Source organism: Pedobacter sp. HDW13 (assembly GCF_011303555.1).
Classification (GTDB): Bacteria; Bacteroidota; Bacteroidia; order Sphingobacteriales; family Sphingobacteriaceae; genus Pedobacter.
This window is the reverse complement of sequence record NZ_CP049868.1, coordinates 6,185,596-6,204,011: the sequence shown is the minus strand read 5'-3', so window position 1 is coordinate 6,204,011 and position 18,416 is coordinate 6,185,596. Positions and strand designations below refer to the sequence as shown.

General features: G+C 41.6%; 11 protein-coding genes. 9 read left to right on the top strand and 2 right to left on the bottom strand.

Annotation, left to right across the window (positions count from 1 at the left end):
- Positions 1–366: 366 nt before the first annotated feature.
- Together arr and G7074_RS25665 are read right to left on the bottom strand one after the other, a co-directional pair.
- Entirely contained in the window at positions 367–810 is a 444-nt protein-coding gene (gene arr / locus G7074_RS25670) for an NAD(+)--rifampin ADP-ribosyltransferase (RefSeq protein ID WP_124558472.1), read from the bottom strand.
- A gap of 208 nt (positions 811–1,018) precedes the next feature.
- Complete coding sequence (locus G7074_RS25665; protein WP_124558471.1) at positions 1,019–1,981, bottom strand: phytanoyl-CoA dioxygenase family protein; 963 nt, start codon at positions 1,979–1,981, stop codon at positions 1,019–1,021.
- 160 nt (positions 1,982–2,141) lie between these two features.
- Here G7074_RS25665 and G7074_RS25660 point away from each other — a divergent pair, with 160 nt between their 5' ends.
- From G7074_RS25660 to G7074_RS25620, 9 genes are all read left to right on the top strand, one after another.
- Positions 2,142–2,447, top strand: a complete 306-nt coding sequence (locus G7074_RS25660) for a hypothetical protein (protein WP_166212087.1) — start codon at positions 2,142–2,144, stop codon at positions 2,445–2,447.
- Positions 2,426–2,830 (top strand): aspartyl/asparaginyl beta-hydroxylase domain-containing protein, encoded by a 405-nt coding sequence (locus G7074_RS25655; RefSeq protein WP_166212665.1) that lies wholly within the window; start codon positions 2,426–2,428, stop codon positions 2,828–2,830. Before G7074_RS25660 ends, G7074_RS25655 begins: the two co-directional genes overlap by 22 nt.
- Positions 2,827–3,777 (top strand): sulfotransferase, encoded by a 951-nt coding sequence (locus G7074_RS25650; protein ID WP_166212084.1) that lies wholly within the window; start codon positions 2,827–2,829, stop codon positions 3,775–3,777. The genes G7074_RS25655 and G7074_RS25650 overlap by 4 nt, the downstream gene beginning before the upstream one ends.
- Positions 3,778–4,169: 392 nt before the next feature.
- Positions 4,170–5,120 (top strand): hypothetical protein, encoded by a 951-nt coding sequence (locus G7074_RS25645; protein ID WP_166212081.1) that lies wholly within the window; start codon positions 4,170–4,172, stop codon positions 5,118–5,120.
- 939 nt (positions 5,121–6,059) lie between these two features.
- Positions 6,060–6,617, top strand: a complete 558-nt coding sequence (locus tag G7074_RS25640; protein ID WP_124558467.1) for a phage tail protein — start codon at positions 6,060–6,062, stop codon at positions 6,615–6,617.
- Positions 6,618–6,675: 58 nt separating this feature from the next.
- The gene (locus G7074_RS25635) at positions 6,676–7,689 is read left to right on the top strand and encodes an ABC transporter substrate-binding protein (protein ID WP_205944125.1); all 1,014 of its coding nucleotides are present in this window, start codon (positions 6,676–6,678) and stop codon (positions 7,687–7,689) included.
- 136 nt (positions 7,690–7,825) lie between these two features.
- Positions 7,826–8,755, top strand: coding sequence for a methionyl-tRNA formyltransferase (locus G7074_RS25630; protein WP_205944124.1), 930 nt, complete (start codon positions 7,826–7,828; stop codon positions 8,753–8,755).
- 40 nt (positions 8,756–8,795) lie between these two features.
- Positions 8,796–9,899 (top strand): fibronectin type III domain-containing protein, encoded by a 1,104-nt coding sequence (locus G7074_RS25625; RefSeq protein WP_166212078.1) that lies wholly within the window; start codon positions 8,796–8,798, stop codon positions 9,897–9,899.
- A 365-nt stretch (positions 9,900–10,264) separates the two neighbouring features.
- Positions 10,265–18,391, top strand: coding sequence for a YDG domain-containing protein (locus G7074_RS25620; RefSeq protein ID WP_166212075.1), 8,127 nt, complete (start codon positions 10,265–10,267; stop codon positions 18,389–18,391).
- Positions 18,392–18,416 lie beyond the last annotated feature (25 nt).

Here is an 18,416-nt window from a genome sequence, read left to right as displayed (position 1 = left end):
GATAAGTTTAGTTAATGATCGAGAGCCTATCCGGATGGATAGGCTTTTTGTTGACAAAAGAAGAATGAATTAAAGTTTAAACAGCCACGGATGCACGGAATACACAGAGAGCCCAGTACCATAGAATTTTTATAGTTAACTACGTTCAGCATTGCCTTAAAGATGATTTAGTCTCCCTTGTTGAAGGGGCAGGGGGATGATTAAGTTTAACAGCCACGGATGCGCGGAATACACAGGGAGGCTCAATGTCGTATAAATGGTGAAAAATACATATATCTACTAGCTCTAAGCATCTAGGAGCATATAGAAAGTACAAAAAACAGATGTGCTAAAATGCCTTATATGGTAAAAAGAATAAAATAATACTTATTCCTCTATTGTCATGATGCCTTGCTGTTTAAGCTTTTCAATACCTTCTTTCATTGCATGAACCTGCTCGGCCGAATGACTTTGCCATACTGTAACCTCTCCAATAACTTTAAACGGATGTATCGACCGGTAAGACATAGTAGGGTTGCCCGGAAATTTCTTGTCGGTTACATTTGGATCATCTTCAAGAGGTCCTGTGGCTTCTACCAGATAAATACGTTCAGGTCCATCGCCCGAAGCCAGTTCAGCGCCCCATATTGCTGCATTTAAGGTAGCGGAGAGGTAAATGTGTTTCAGTTTTTTGTCTATAAAATTAGATTGATATCCCGTTGCAATAAAATCTCCGGATTTTAAATCGGCTTTGGTGCCATGAAAAAAGGTTTGGGCAAAAGCTTGTTGAATAGGCGATTGTTGTTCCTGTCCCTGATCGGTTGTTTTCATTGTGTAGTTGTTTTTGGTTCAAGATGTTTGAGGTAATGACAGACCTTTAAAATTAAAAAAAAATAATGGAAACTCGTTTTAAGATAGAATTGCATCCGTTGCGGTTGTAGCCACGGATTCTGGGAATACACGGATTGTTTACTGACTCTCTCGTGGTTATTTACATTTTGCTTTGTGCCTCTGCGCCTTTTCTCTCCGTACTTTGCGGTTAAAAACCTATCTCATTAAAACTCACATATTGCACAAACCTTGGTAAATCAGAATGGTTCGGACTGGCAGCATGAGGAAGCGATTCTAACCAAACAATTAAATCGCCTTTTTTACCCTCAACCGGAATTTCCAAACCTTTATTTCGCAAAGCGGTAATTGCAATTTCAGGATTATCGAAACGGGATAGATGCTCCTCAATCTGGTGATGAAAGCTCGGAATTAAGGTAAAAGCACCCCTGTTGGCAGGAACATCGTTCAGATACAATAAACCCTGAATATAGTATCTTGGGCCTTTCTGGAAATCGATATCCCAATGCAACGGACTTCCCTTAAAAGAAAAATGCCGATTCACTGGCGGATTATAACTCACTTTTTCGCAATTCGCTAAGATGTTGTTGTGTTGGTACAAACTGCTAAAAGCTGCCTTTATTTGTATATTGTTGCGAATGTTGGCAATAGCTTCATCCTGATATTTTTGCAACATTAAGCCCTGTAATAACTCGTGTTGTGGATACCAGGTTTGTGGATTGGTTAAATCAATATTTAAGGTTTGGCAAATTAGATCAGTTACTGCATCGCAGTCTTGCCCGTTAATAATTTGTTCTATTTTGAGATAACCATTGGTATTCCAGAAAGCATGTTGTTCGGCAGTTAGTATGTCCGCAAAGTCAGCCTTTTGCTGACTATTATTACCGCTTTGAAGTTTAAAGAATTGCTGCGAAGCTGTATTAAAAAAGTCTGCTCCTTTAAGGTCAATAATCCATTGTTTAAAATGATCAGTGTCCAGGCATTTAGAGTATAAGAAATCATAAATTTCAAATATTCCGAGTTCAAATGTATTCAGGAAAACCTGCTCTGATTGAATAAAAGATTCATCCATTTGTTTCTGTGGATGTTTGGGGTGATGATGCAGCCGGTAAATTTCGAGAAAGGCAATAGTACTGCTGGAAGAATCGTGCATAAAAGATTGAAGCAAATTAATTCACCCAATACTAAGATTAAAATTACAATTTCAGAAATATTTAAACTAATCTAAAGTAAGCATCACCGATAAAAAGCAGATTAAATATTTGCTCAATAAGAAACACTTAGCTAATATTACAAAAAAAAACATCCCGGCCTTGCTAAAATACATCCAGTTTAACCAGGAATATAACATTCCGTTGCTCAAGAGTGAGCTATCCATTGCATTACAACAAAATTGGGTTGATCATTTCAACAAGAATGATTACGAGGGGGATTGGCAAAGTATTGCACTTCGTTCAGCCAGTGGGCGAGAAAACGATATTTTAGCCAACTACGGGGTAGATGAGTATCAGGATACACCTTTACTAAATCAATTGCCTTACTTAAAATCAATCATCGAAGAGTGGCAATGCCCTAAAGAAGCGGTTCGTTTGCTTGCATTACATCCGGGGCAGAAATAAAACCGCATAGAGACCGAGGCTGTAATTATGAAGGGGGCGCATTGAGGATACACATTCCTATTCAAACTAATAATCAGCTAAAATTTATAGTAGGAGGAGAGCAGTTAAGGCTGATAGAAGGCTCCTGCTGGTACATTGATTTTGATCAAACGCACAGCATTATTAATGCTGGCGAAAATGTTAGGGTACATTTGGTTATTGATGCATTAAGGAATGAATGGACAGACCGTTTATTCGAAAGCTATGGCTATAAATTTGAAGAAGAAAGCCAGGGACAGGCTTTAGATCGGGATACAACCTTAAAAATGATTGAAGAACTGGAGCGAATGGATACACCAGCAGCCGGGGACTTGGTCGCGCAATTGAAAAAAAATCTTGAATGAATACGTTAATAAACTGGATTCCTTACCAACTTGTTTACGAAGAAAATGATTGGCAGCTTTTGTGGGTGGATCTGGAAGATAGGCATATACAAGAACCTTTTTTTGATGAAACCATTCAGCTTTGCAGGATACGCATGAAAGAAAGATCAGGATATTTGCCAACAAGCAGTTTAGATTTTTTAGTTGAATTGGCAAAACAAATCGATTCGATACCACCAAATGCCTTCATCTTTCATGTATCGAGGTGCGGGTCAACTTTATTATCGCAGGCTTTGGCCACCGCTCTAACAAACATAGTTTTTCCTGAGGCTCGGTTAATTGATGAAATTTTGCGAATGAAAGAGCAGGATCCTACTGTAACAGAAGAACAGCAGGAGCTTTTGCTTAAATCGACTATTGCCATAATGGGGCAAAAAAGAAAACCAGCATATAAACAACTCTTCGTGAAACTAGACAGCTGGCACATTCATTTTTATCCTTTGTTAAGGAAGTGGTACCCAAGTACACCATTCTTTTTCCTTTCAAGAGAACCTAATGCTGTTATTGCATCGCACCATCAAAGAAGGGGGCTACATGCTGTTCCGGGTATGGTTAATTCAACTATTTTAAAGGTTGAGGTACAAGAGAAACACTATCAGGACTTTAATTTATTTACTGCAGAAGTGCTTGCAAATTACTATAAAACCCTGGCCGATATTATGTTGGTTAATCACCCTAAAAATACCTTTTTTGATTATAGTTGGGGAGTAGAATTGCTGTTGTCGCATTTTCTAAAAGTAGTACAATGGGATAAATCGGCATACGAAAAAATGGCTGAGCGGTTAAAGTACCACAGTAAAAGCCCGGGCGAAAAGTTTAGTGGAGATAATAAGCTAAAGCTTGTAAGTTATTCCGATGTCCTTACGGCCTATGAAAAATTTTCGAAGCAGTTAACAAAGCTGAATTAAAAAAATGTAGGAGCAGTTTATAGTTTAATTGAACCGAATAATACTTTCTAAAAACAATAAAAACCACCCTCGATTGTAAATACCACTCAATTAATCTCAATAAAAAGTGTAAACCAATTACATACTTTATTTATAAAACATTCTTTTTGTAATACTAAGAATACTCTTTTGTGTTGATTTGTGTGGTTTAAAATGACTTATTTTTCTAATTTTCATAGATATCGACAGGTGTCAATGCTCTCTCTTATCTACTAAAAAGTTACTTTAATATACTATTTTGAGTGTTTTACCTACTGAAGGTGGGGTTTGGTATAAATGTAAGCCTGTAGTGATTGTACTATAAGTAAAATTGTCACATCTTTACGGAAACAAACATCCTTATTATACTTTTTATGAATACCAATAGACGCTCGTTTTTAAAGAGGAACGTCTTGCTGAGCAGTAGTCTCTTATTGGCTGGTCCAATTGATTCACTCGCTAAAGCAAGCCGTACCATCTATACCAAATCTTTAAACCAAAAACAGGTTAATATCATGTATAGCAATGATATTTGTGGCGCTGTTGATTCAACCTCCCAGGGATTTGGTGGCTTAAAGTCTTTAAGAACTACCATCAATAACGAACTGGTTTCTACTTTATTGTTGGATGCCGGTGGATTTTTAAATTTTAATCGAAATAACCATACCGAAACCATCCAATGGATGAATAAGGTAGGTTACCATGCGGTTAATCTTAGCGCTGCCGACTTAAAACAAGGCATTGATGCTTTTGCCAATTTACTTCCACACATGGCTTTCGATCTATTAAGCTGCAACTACCATTTTGAAGATCAAAAGGTGCAAAAGGCTGTAAAAAGTTATCAGGTAATTACTTATGGTAAATATAGGGTAGGAGTTACCGGGGTTGGAGAAACAACTAGAATGACGGGTGTAAAAGTATCTGATCCGGTTGAGGCTTTAAACAATATCGCTAAATATTTAAAAGAAGTTGAAGCATGTGATTTGGTGGTTTGCTTATCTCATTTAGGTTTTGATTTAAATGGCAAGGAGAACAACCATGATCTGGCTGCATCGAGCACAAAGGTAGATTTGGTTATTGGGGGTAACACCAAAATGGGGCGGAGCCTACTCCTGGCAATCAAAAATGCTGAAAAAGAAGAAGTTTTATTAGGACAGAATTATAATGCTGCACAATCTGTATCACAAGTAAGCTTTGTATATGATAGTACTAAACAAAAAATTTCGGTTGATCTGAAACAACGCGTACCTGGTGCAAGTCAAGCTGTACACGTATCCGAAAGTTTAAGCCTGATCAAAACAAAGCATAGTAAATACAATACTTAATCAAATTGAGTCACTTATAGCGGTTAAGTTACCATAGTAAGAGCTAAGCGAAATTCAAGTTAGATTTTACCGCACGGGCAGCATGAATGACTTTCTAGAAGGGACTGGAATCTCGCTTAATTGTGAATTCTTTCCCAGCTAATCTGAGTAAATGTAAAAACCAACTTATTCACTATGTTAATTATTGGCTAAAATGATGTTTTTTGTAGTATTAATTGTACTCATTAGTGTTGGTTTTTAAGGTTGTTTGAGAAAAAATATTTGTTTTTTTGTAAATATTGACATATGTCAATAAATAAATAATATTGCTTGTTAACTACTAAAAAGGCTATTTTGTATACTATTTTAAATGTTTTATCTACTGAAAGGGTTTGTTTAAGTAATTGTAGATTTGTAGTATTTGTACTATAGCTAAAATTGTCCCATCTTTACAGTAACAATCATCCCATATTGAATTTTTTATGAACACCTACAGACGCTCTTTTCTGGATAGGAACGTTTTGTTAAGCAATAATCTTTTGTTGGCAGGCCCAACAGGAGCGCTTGCTATAGCAATTCGTACTATTTCTCCCCAATCTGTAAATCAAAAACAGGCTAATATCATGTATCACTACGATATTAACAGGGGCTTTAATTCCACCTCAAAAAGATTTGGCAGCTTAAGCTTTTTACAAAAGCAGCATATGGGTAATAACGGACCTATCGCTACTTTATTATTTGCTGTCGCAGGATTTCTAAATTTCAATAAAATAACTACCTGAAATTAATCATTTAACAGGAGATCGGATAGTACTAACTGTGCTATAAATCTTAAGCAGGGAATTGTACAGTTATCAGCTTACTTCGCCATTCTGAAAATAATTTTAACCCTGTTGCACCAAATTAGAATAATACAAAATCCTTAACCAATTCAATTTTTAAACTATATAAATAAAAATTATGTCTACAGAACCATTCATTGGAGAGATTAAAATCCTGGGATTCTATTTTGCGCCCAGGGGCTACATGACCTGTGCTGGTCAGATTTTGTCGATTGCGCAAAACACTGCTTTATTTTCATTATTGGGTACTACTTATGGTGGTAACGGACAAACTACTTTTGCTTTGCCTAACTTACAGGGGCGTGCGCCTATCGGTCAGGGGCAAGGGCCAGGCTTACCTAACTACGTAATGGGCGAAGCAGCGGGTACAACAAGTGTAACTTTGTTAACATCGAACATGCCAGCACACGTGCACACGGCTAATGCGCTTCAGGTAAAATTAAAAGCTTCTTCTGCAAATGCTGACGAATCGGCTGCGGATGGAAACTATCTGGCTACAGGAAGCAGTTCAATATTTTCGGGTAACGGTGCAACACCTAACGTATTTACAGGCGGTACACAGGTTTCAGGTACTACAGATATTGCTGGATCTGGCCTTCCTTTCTCGATTTTGAACCCTTATCTGGTAATCAATTACTCTATTGCTACGCAAGGAATTTTCCCAAGCAGAAACTAATATAAATACATAGAGGAGGGGAGTTTTTAAACTTCCCTCTTTTTAGATAAGTGTAACTATGCAAACAATAGGGATTTTATTACCCAGATCAACATACTATCAAACCATTGGTTTTGATTTATATGAAGGATTACGATCTGGCCTAAAACACCAGGGGAGAAGTGACGTTAGAATAGTTACTGAAAATATCGGTTTTGGAGCAGAAAAACAGCAGTGCTACCGTAGCGCAGAAAAGCTTTTGCTCGAAGAAAATGTTTCGGTGGTAATTGCCTACATCGGGCACCGCATGGCACAGCTGCTGAGGCCTCTTTTTTTAGCTGCCAATAAAATGCTGATCGTTTTGGATGCAGGCGCTAATTTACCGAATGAATGGCCCAGTTGCCCCAATATCTTTTATCATTCCCTTCATAATGCTTTGGGTGCCTCATTGGCCGCTAAACAGGCTGCTAATGATGGGCTTAAATCGGCCGGTATGGTAACCGGATACTACGATGGTGGCTACCTCCATACCTATAGTATTTCCAAAGCATTCGAAGAAAAGGGTGGTGCCATTACTTTTAATCATGCCACAGGTTTCCGATCCGAAGAATTTACAGTAGAACCCTTAAAAGAATATTTGGCGCAATACCCTGATAGTGCTTTGTTGAGCATTTTCAGTGGCGATTTTGTGCAATGGTATTTCGAAGGAATCAAAAAGTCGTTCGATGGGCAAAACCTACCGGTTTATCTGCCTCCTTTTGGTTTTGAGGAAATGATGCTGGCTGACACCGAATATCCTGGTAATAAGATCAAAGGAATTGCTGCATGGTCTAAAAAACTGGTGTCTGATGAAAACGAGGCCTTTATGGATACCATTACAGCTGCGGGTAGAATGCCTAATTTATTCTCATTATTGGGCTGGGAAGGAGCTTCAATTGCTTTAAAAGTACTGGATTTAATTGAGACATATAAAAACAGCATCCCACAAGTTGTAAACGGCCTATACGAATTCGAATTTGAAGGGCCAAGGGGAGGATTTATTTCGATCCTAAAACCAATACTTCGATTGCTCCACTGTATCACGCGAATATAATTGCAAATGCTGAAGGAAAATGTGAAGTGCATATAGAGCGCATAGCCGATGATGTACCTGAGCATTTTAGTGAAATGTCTGCTTACGAACTGGATAATGCCATGTCGGCATGGTACAATAGCTATACCTGTATTTAATGATGGAAACGCAGAAAAAAATATTGATACTATGTGGCGGAAAGTTTGCTTTCCCATCGTTGCAGTTGCTTGCATTCGAAAAATTTATTTGCGGCATCGGTATAGGCAAAGGAGCCGAAAATATTGTAGAAGCACTGGAAAGAGAAGCTGAAGAAAATCACATCGGCTTTAAATCTTTCGCAGATAAAAGAAGTATGTCTGAGATGAGGCAATGGATCGATGCTGTTGCGCCTGATTATATTTTCTGTATTTCCTTTCCTTTCTTGCTTCATGAAGCCGTTTTATCGTACGGAAAAGATAAGTTTATCAATTTCCACCCAGGCCCCCTGCCACAGTACAGGGGAGTGATGCCAATTTTTGAGGTATTGAAAAATCTGGAAACGGAAACCGCAATATGCGCCCATTTTATGAATTCGAAATTTGATGAGGGCAATATCATTTTTAACGATCCGGTACCTATCAAAACCGGTGATACCTACGGCAAACTTACCGTGAAGTTAAGTAACCGGATGGCGCAGGTTGTACTTAACATGGCCAATATGTTACAGTTTGCCAGCAGCATTCCAAATCAACCACAAGACGAATCATTGTCTTGTTATTATGAAAAACCGGAACTATCAGATACTTATATCAAGTGGAACCGGATGGAAGCAGAAGAAATTGTTGCACTGATTAATGCATGCAATCCATGGAACGGCGGAGCGGATGCTACCTTACAAGGTGAGCAGGTTAAAATAATTACGGCTTCCATATTGGACGAGTCTCACGATAATCAGCCCGGTACAATAGTATCGTTAAGCGAAAGGATATACATAGCCTGTAGAGATGACCAACAGTTAGCTGTTGAAATTCTCAGTACAGATTACGGTATCATGACTGCTATGCAATATGCCATGTTACACCCTGAAAAAACAGGGGTTCTAAATTAACCTTTTTAAAAAAAAGTAATTCAATTAAAACTATGGAATTATGAAAAAAAACTTTACTTTAATTTTTGCACTGCTCCTCTGTTTCTTTAGCATTGGGGCAAGTGCACAATCCCAATTTTGGAGCGACACCTTTGAGGATGCCGGGGCACCAAGCACGGGAGTAAGATCTTACTCTATTCCTGAATTTTCCAATGGTTCACCATTTGCGTCTTATTTTATACGCACAACGCCAGCTCAGCTAGCTTTGCAGAATGGCGCATATAGTGGGTTTCAGGGAACCAAAATTTTCGCTGCTGAAGATATTGATAAAGGTCCAACCAATAGCAATAACTCCATTGCTGCAAACCAGCAGGTAACCTGGAACAATATCAATATTGCCGGAAAAACAGGCTTATCATTTAAAGGTCTTTTTGCAGCCGACAATCTGGGTGGGTGGCAGGGTTCTGCCTGGAATAGTCAATCTGTATCAGGGTCAACAACGCCACAACAGGATTTTTTGGCATTCGAATACCAGATTGATGGTGGTCCGTGGGTAAGGGCAATTGCGTTTTATGCAAATCTTGCTCCATCGAATGCCGGATCGGCCAATACGCTTCAGTTGGAAACCACCGGCGATTTACAGGGTGATGGTGCCAGCTTAACTTATGCTTTTGCCGAATATTCGGCAGATATTCCAGGAACTGGGACAACTTTGAATATCCGGATGAATTGCCACACAAATGGTGGCCTTACTCAGGAAGTTGCAGTTGATAACTTCCGTTTATTCGAAACAGTTGGCTCAGCGCCAACGGTTACCACGGGAGGCAATACACCATCATACACTTCGGCTGCTTTGTCGGGTGTAATTAACGATAATAGTGCTACTACCACAGCAACTTTCGATTGGGGACCAACCAATGCTTACGGTTCCTCTGTAAATGCAACACCAAGTTCCATTACTGCAGGTACAGGCAGTACTGCAATTACAGGAAGTTTAACCAGTCTTACACCTGGCACTACATATTATTACCGCGCAAAAGGGGTAAATGGTGTGGGTACTACTAATGGTTTACAAGGTTCGTTCACCACACTTTCATTAGCAACAGTAACTACCGATGCAGCCACAAGTATTACCACTACCTCGGCAGTGCTTGGGGGAATGTAACAGCGGCAGGTAGTTCTGCCGTTACCGAACGTGGTATTGTTTATTCATTAACTCCCAATCCAACTGTAGCCAATACCAAAGTTCCTAATGGTACGGGTACGGGTACTTTTTCAGCAACTGTTAGTGGATTAGCATCAACCACCTTATATTATGTAAGGGCCTATGCTACTAACGATGGAGGACCAAATTATGGTCCGCAACAGACTTTTACTACAGCATCATCAACCATTACTGCGGGCAGTACATTCCCCGCCGGATTAACTACCACTTATGGTGTTGCATCGGCTTCAACCAGTATTTCGGTTTCGGGTACAGGTTTATCGGCAGGTATTACGGCTACTCCATCTTCAACAGCTAATTTTGAGGTGAGTGCCGATGATATTACTTACGGTCCGAATGTGACCATCGGTACCTCGGGCAACATATCAGGTACGGTTTATGTAAGATTAAAAGCTACGGCTCCTGCAAATGCTGCTATAACAGGTAGCGTAACTTTAACCAGTACAGGTGCCAATACACCAGTAATTAATATACCAACAAGTTCTGTTGCCAAAGCAGTATTAACATATACTTCGGATGCAAAATCGAAGATTTATGGTGCTGTTGTTCCGGCATTAACCGGAACAGTTTCTGGTTTTGTAAATTCTCAAACCATTGGCGATGCTACAACAGGAACACTGAGTTTTACCACTACGGCTACTGCAAGTAGTTCAGTTGGTTCGTTCGCAATCAACGGTACAGGTTTAACAGCGGCCAACTATACTTTAGTACAGGCAGCAGGTAATGCAACGGCATTAACAATTACTGCCAAAACCTTAACGGTAACAGCAGCTGGTATCAATAAAGCTTACGATGGTAGTACTTCGGCTACGGTAACCCTTAGCGATAACCGTGTTGCCGGTGATGTGTTTACCTTAAGCAATACAGGTGCATCATTTGCAACTGCGAGTGTTGGTACTAGCAAACCGGTAAGTGTAACTGGCATTGCCATTACAGGCGGCGCTTCAGCCAATTATACGCTGGGCAATACCACTGCCTCGGCCACTGCCGATATTACTGCCAAAACCTTAACGGTAACAGCAGCTGGTATCAATAAAGCTTACGATGGTAGTACTTCGGCTACGGTAACCCTTAGCGATAACCGTGTTGCCGGTGATGTGTTTACCTTAAGCAATACAGGTGCATCATTTGCAACTGCGAGTGTTGGTACTAGCAAACCGGTAAGTGTAACTGGTATTGCCATTACAGGTGGCGCTTCAGCCAATTATACGCTGGGCAATACCACTGCCTCGGCCACTGCCGATATTACTGCCAAAACCTTAACGGTAACAGCAGCTGGTATCAATAAAGCTTACGACGGTAATACTTCGGCTACAGTAACCCTTAGCGATAACCGTGTTGCCGGTGATGTGTTTACCTTAAGCAATACAGGTGCATCATTTGCAACTGCGAGTGTTGGTACTAGCAAACCGGTAAGTGTAACTGGCATTGCCATTACAGGCGGCGCTTCAGCCAATTATACGCTGGGCAATACCACTGCCTCGGCCACTGCCGATATTACTGCCAAAACCTTAACGGTAACAGCAGCTGGTATCAATAAAGCTTACGATGGTAGTACTTCGGCTACGGTAACCCTTAGCGATAACCGTGTTGCCGGTGATGTGTTTACCTTAAGCAATACAGGTGCATCATTTGCAACTGCGAGTGTTGGTACTAGCAAACCGGTAAGTGTAACTGGTATTGCCATTACAGGTGGCGCTTCAGCCAATTATACGCTGGGCAATACCACTGCCTCGGCCACTGCCGATATTACTGCCAAAACCTTAACGGTAACAGCAGCTGGTATCAATAAAGCTTACGACGGTAATACTTCGGCTACGGTAACCCTTAGCGATAACCGTGTTGCCGGTGATGTGTTTACCTTAAGCAATACAGGTGCATCATTTGCAACTGCGAGTGTTGGTACTAGCAAACCGGTAAGTGTAACTGGCATTGCCATTACAGGCGGCGCTTCAGCCAATTATACGCTGGGCAATACCACTGCCTCGGCCACTGCCGATATAACTGCCAAAACCTTAACGGTAACAGCAGCTGGTATCAATAAAGCTTACGATGGTAGTACTTCGGCTACGGTAACCCTTAGCGATAACCGTGTTGCCGGTGATGTGTTTACCTTAAGCAATACAGGTGCATCATTTGCAACTGCGAGTGTTGGTACTAGCAAACCGGTAAGTGTAACTGGCATTGCCATTACAGGTGGCGCTTCAGCCAATTATACGCTGGGCAATACCACTGCCTCGGCCACTGCCGATATTACTGCCAAAACCTTAACGGTAACAGCAGCTGGTATCAATAAAGCTTACGATGGTAGTACTTCGGCTACGGTAACCCTTAACGATAACCGTGTTGCCGGTGATGTGTTTACCTTAAGCAATACAGGTGCATCATTTGCAAGTGCAGGTGTTGGTACCAACAAACCGGTAAGTGTAACTGGCATTGCCATTACAGGTGGCGCTTCAGCCAATTATACGCTGGGCAATACCACAGCCTCGGCCACTGCCGATATTACTGCCAAAACCTTAACGGTAACAGCAGCTGGTATCAATAAAACTTACGACGGTAATACTTCGGCTACGGTAACCCTTAGCGATAACCGTGTTGCCGGTGATGTGTTTACCTTAAGCAATACAGGTGCATCATTTGCAACTGCGAGTGTTGGTACTAGCAAACCGGTAAGTGTAATTGGCATTGCCATTACAGGCGGCGCTTCAGCCAATTATACGCTGGGCAATACCACTGCCTCGGCCACTGCCGATATTACTGCCAAAACCTTAACGGTAACAGCAGCTGGTATCAATAAAGCTTACGACGGTAATACTTCGGCTACGGTAACCCTTAGCGATAACCGTGTTGCCGGTGATGTGTTTACTTTAAGCAATACAGGGGCATCATTTGCAACTGCGAGTGTTGGTACTAGCAAACCGGTAAGTGTAACTGGTATTGCCATTACAGGTGGCGCTTCAGCCAATTATACGCTGGGCAATACCACTGCCTCGGCCACTGCCGATATTACTGCCAAAACCTTAACGGTAACAGCAGCTGGTATCAATAAAGCTTACGACGGTAATACTTCGGCTACAGTAACCCTTAGCGATAACCGTGTTGCGGGTGATGTGTTTACCTTAAGCAATACAGGTGCATCATTTGCAACTGCAAGTGTTGGTACTAGCAAACCGGTAAGTGTAACTGGCATTGCCATTACAGGTGGCGCTTCAGCCAATTATACGCTGGGCAATACCACAGCCTCGGCCACTGCCGATATTACAGGCTTAGTACTTACCGGTAATATTACTGCCGATAACAAAACTTACGATGGTACTACCAATGCAAGTATATTAACCAGAACCTTAACTGGTGTACTTCCAGGAGATGCTGCTGATGTTACATTGACCGGTGGTTCAGCAACTTTTAACAATGAAAGTGTTGCCAATGGTAAAACGGTTACCGGAACAGGTATGACCCTTGGTGGTACCAAAGCAGGTAACTATACTTTATCAACGATCAATACCACAACAGCTAACATTACCGTTAAAGATATCACTGGTAATTTTACTGCGGGTAATAAAGCTTATGATGGTAACAATACCGCAAGCATTTTAACCAGAACATTAATAGGTGTGTTACTGGCCGATGCGGCAGATGTAACGCCTACAGGCGGAACTGCTACTTTCAATAACGAAAATGCTGGTACAGGTAAAACTGTTACAGCAACTGGCTTAACCTTAACAGGCACCAAAGCAGCAAACTACAACTTAACAGGTGTTGCTACTACTACAGCCAACATTACCGGCTTAGCTTTAACCGGTGCATTTACTGCCGATAACAAAACTTACGATGGCAATACCACCGCAAGTGTATTAACCAGAACCTTAACCGGAGTATTACCAGCCGATGCGGCCGATGTTAACCTAACAGGTGGTACAGCTACTTTCGGTACAGCCGATGTAGGCACTGGCAAAACCGTTACTGCAGCGGGTATGACTTTAGGTGGTACCAAAGCAGGTAACTATACCTTATCGTCTGTTGCAACAACTACTGCTAACATTACAGGCTTGGCCTTAACAGGTAGTTTTACAGCCGATAATAAAGTGTACGATGGTAACAATAGTGCAACGATCCTTACCAGATCTTTAACAGGAGTATTAGCAGCCGATCTTGCCGATGTAACCTTAACAGGTGGAACAGCAACCTTTGGTGGCATCAATACCGGAAACGGTAAAACAGTTACCTCAACCGGCATGGTATTAACAGGTGCTAAAGCAGGTAACTATACTTTATTTGCCGTAAATACTACTACAGCGAATATTACAGCAAAAGATATCAGCGGAACTTTCACTGCTGCCAATAAAGCTTACGATGGTAATACCACAGCAGGTATCTTAACCAGAAGCTTAATAGGCGTAGTACCAGCTGATGTTGCTGATGTAACATTAATTGGTGGTACAGCTACCTTCGCTACAGCAACTGTAGGCGCAGGAAAAACAGTTACTTCAACAGGCATGACCCTTGATGGAACCAAAGCTGAAAACTATAATTTAACCGGAGTGGCTACCACCACAGCCAATATTACCGGCCTGGCCTTAACGGGTAACTTTACGGCAGGTAATAAAGTGTACGATGGTAACACCACTGCAACGATTTTAACCAGAACCTTAACCGGTGTATTGGCAGCTGATGCAGCCGATGTTACCTTAACAGGTGGCTCAGCAACTTTTGCCGATGCCGATAAAGGAACAGCTAAAACCGTTACCGCAACCGGAATGACGCTTGGCGGAACCAAAGCAGCCAACTATACCCTGGGTACAGTTAATACTGCTACGGCCGATATTACAACTAAAGACCTTACTGCAAGCTTTACAGCCGATAGTAAAGTGTACGATGGTAATACTACAGCCAACATTTTAACCAGAACCTTAACAGGTGTACTGGCTGCTGATTTAGCAGATGTAACCGTTAACGGAGGTACTGCAACATTCAATAACGAAAATGTAGGTACTGGTAAATCTGTAAATGCATCAGGTTTAGTATTGGCAGGAGCTAAAGGAGGCAATTACAATATCACTACTGTAAATGCAACTACTGCAAACATTACGGCTAAAAATATCAGCGGTAATTTTACAGCCGACAGCAAAGTGTACGACGGTAATACTACAGCAACTGTATTAACCAGAACATTAACAGGTGTATTAGTAGCAGACATTGCTGATGTTAACCTTACAGGTGGCACCGCAAGTTTTGCAACAGCCAGTGTAGGTACAGGTAAAACGGTTACTGCTGCAGGCATGACCATTACAGGAACAAGAGCTGGTAATTACAACCTAACCGGAGTAGCCACTACCACGGCGAATATTACAGGCCTGGCCATTACAGGTAATATTACAGCTGATAATAAGGTGTACAATGGCAATAACATTGCTACTATTTCGGGTAGAACATTAACAGGCGTATTAGCTGCCGATGTTGCCGATGTAACCTTAACAGGTGGAATAGCAACTTTTGCCGATGCCAACAAAGGCATAGGTAAAATGGTTACCGCAACGGGTTTAACGCTAACAGGAGCTAAATCAGCTAACTATACTTTAGCATCAGTAGGTACTACCACAGCCGATATTACTGCAAAAGACATTGCAGGTAACTTTACTGCCGGTAACAAAGTGTACGATGGCAATACCACCGCGAATATCTTAACCAGAACCCTAACGGGAGTATTGGCCGGAGATGTTGCTGATGTTACTTTAACCGGTGGAACAGCAAACTTTGCCAATGCTAACATTGGTACAGGTAAAACCGTAACCGCAACGGGTATGAATTTATCAGGTACAAAAGCTGGTAATTACAACCTAACCGGAGTAGCTACTGCTACCGCTAACATTACTGGTTTAACCATTACAGGTAACTTTACTGCGGATAATAAAGTGTACGATGGCAATACCAACGCCACAGTATTAACCAGAACCTTAACAGGAGTATTAGTAGCCGATGCCGCTGATGTTACCTTAACAGGTGGTACGGCAAGCTTTGCCGACGCCAATAAAGGTGCAGGTAAAACCGTTACAGCCGTAGGCATGACCATAACCGGTGCCAAAGCTGCTAACTATACTTTAGCTTCGGTTGCTACCACAACTGCCGATATTACCACTAAAGATATTGCCGGTAACTTTACCGCCGATAGCAAAATCTACGATGGTAATACTACTGCAAATATCCTAACCAGAACCTTAACCGGTGTATTGGCAGGCGATGTGGCCGATGTTACTTTAACCGGTGGAACAGCAAACTTTGCCAATGCAAATGTTGGTGTAGCCAAAACGGTATCCGCTACAGGTTTAACTTTAACTGGAACCAAAGCTGCCAACTACAATTTAACAGGAGTAGGCACTACAAGCGCTAACATTACAGCAAAAAATATCGCAGGTACATTTACGGCTGATAATAAAGCTTATGATGGTAACACCACGGCTAGCATTTTAACCAGAACATTAACTGGAGTAATTACAGCAGATGTGGCCGATGTAACCTTAACCGGTGGTACAGCTAGTTTTGCCGATGCCAATATTGGTACAGGTAAAACGGTAACTTCAACAGGAATGGTTTTAGCCGGTTCAAAATCTGCTAACTATAGCCTAACCGGAGTAGCCACCACAACGGCTAACATTGGAGTTAGAAATATCACCGGATCATTTACTGCCGGTAATAAAGTTTACGATGGTAACACTACTGCCACCGTATTAACCAGAAGCTTAACAGGTGTTTTAACAGCCGATGTTGCCGATGTAACCTTAACAGGTGGTACTGCAAGTTTTGCCGATGCAAACGTAGCTAATGGTAAAACTGTAACCGCTGCAGGCATGGCAATTACAGGTGCGAAAGCAGCTAACTATAGCCTAACCAGTGTAGCAACCACAACAGCAGCCATTACTGCGAAAACCGTTAACGGTAGCATTACTGCCAGCAACAAGATTTACGATGGTAATACCACAGCTACTATTTTAACGAGAACCTTAACAGGAGTACTGGCCGGAGATGTAGCCGATGTAAGCTTAACCGGTGGAAGCGCTACCTTTGCCGATAAAAATGTAGGTACAGCAAAAGTGGTTACAGGTGCAGGTTTACTGTTATCGGGTACCAAAGCTGCCAACTATACTTTGGCCGGTGTAGCTACTACAACTGCAAACATCGATGTAAAACCAATTACGGTTACTGCCGATGCTAAGACAAAAGTTTATGGCGAAGCAGACCCTGCATTAACCTATGCTTTAGCTGCAGGTGCATTAGCAACAGGCGATAACGTTACAGGTGCATTAAGCAGGGCAGCAGGTGAAGTAGTAGGTACTTATGCGATCGCGCAAAATACACTTAGCGCAGGTAGCAATTACAGTATTACTTACACGCCAGCTAATCTTCAAATCACCAGAAAAACGCTGGTAATTACAGCCGATAATAAAAACAAAAACTTTGGCGCAGCTAACCCTGCACTTACAGCAAGTTACAGTGGTTTTGTGGGTACCGAAACTTCAGCGGTATTAACAAGTCCGGTAGTGTTAAGTACAACCGCTACTACAACATCATCAGCAGGTAATTATCCTATTACAGCAAGTGGTGCAGCAGCAGCAAACTATAACATTACTTATGTTGCAGGTACACTAACGGTTAATCCAACTGCACAAACCATTACGTTTGCAGCTTTAGCCAATAAATTAGATACCGATGGTACCTTTACCTTAACCGCAACAGCCAGCTCTGGCTTAACGGTAACTTATACCAGCAGTAACCCGGCAGTAGCGCGGATTATTAATGGTAACCAGGTTGAGATCCTGAAAGCAGGTGTAATTAACATCACCGCCAGTCAGGCCGGAAACGCCGATTACCAGGCAGCAACCAATGTGGTGCAGTCGTTTACCGTAATCGAGAACCCGCCACCGGTAATTACCATTACCAGCAACAAAGGTAACAGCATTAGTAAAGGTGAAGTTGCCGTACTTACTGCAACAGGCGCATTAACTTATCAGTGGTCAAATGCCAATGGTATCCTTAGTGGCCAAAACAATGCTTTACTTACCGTTAGGCCTACTCAAAATACTACTTATACAGTTACCGGTTTTAACCAGTACGGACGTAGCAGCACCAAAACCTTTACCCTCGAGGTAAGGGCCGATTACCAGGTGTTGAATATCATGAACGTACTTACACCAAACGGTGATGGTAAAAACGATACCTGGGTTGTTGAAAATATTGACATGTATCCAAACAACACCGTACGCATTTTCGATCGCGCCGGTAAGTCGATATTTGAAATGAAAGGGTATGACAACAGTTGGGGTGGTACCTTAAAAGGATCTTTGGTTCCTGAAGGCGCTTACTACTATATCATCGACTTTGGTCCGGGTGTCGGAGTAAGAAAAGGATACATCACAATTGTAGGTAATAACTAAGATTTAACCTGCCATAACCAGTTTA

Coding starts and splice junctions, on each gene's coding strand:
- arr (WP_124558472.1), bottom strand. CDS start 810: ATGAAAACAACCGATCAGGGACAGGAACAACAATCGCCTATTCAACAA.
- G7074_RS25665 (WP_124558471.1), bottom strand. CDS start 1,981: ATGCACGATTCTTCCAGCAGTACTATTGCCTTTCTCGAAATTTACCGG.
- G7074_RS25650 (WP_166212084.1), top strand. CDS start 2,827: ATGAATACGTTAATAAACTGGATTCCTTACCAACTTGTTTACGAAGAA.
- G7074_RS25645 (WP_166212081.1), top strand. CDS start 4,170: ATGAATACCAATAGACGCTCGTTTTTAAAGAGGAACGTCTTGCTGAGC.
- G7074_RS25640 (WP_124558467.1), top strand. CDS start 6,060: ATGTCTACAGAACCATTCATTGGAGAGATTAAAATCCTGGGATTCTAT.
- G7074_RS25635 (WP_205944125.1), top strand. CDS start 6,676: ATGCAAACAATAGGGATTTTATTACCCAGATCAACATACTATCAAACC.
- G7074_RS25630 (WP_205944124.1), top strand. CDS start 7,826: ATGATGGAAACGCAGAAAAAAATATTGATACTATGTGGCGGAAAGTTT.
- G7074_RS25625 (WP_166212078.1), top strand. CDS start 8,796: ATGAAAAAAAACTTTACTTTAATTTTTGCACTGCTCCTCTGTTTCTTT.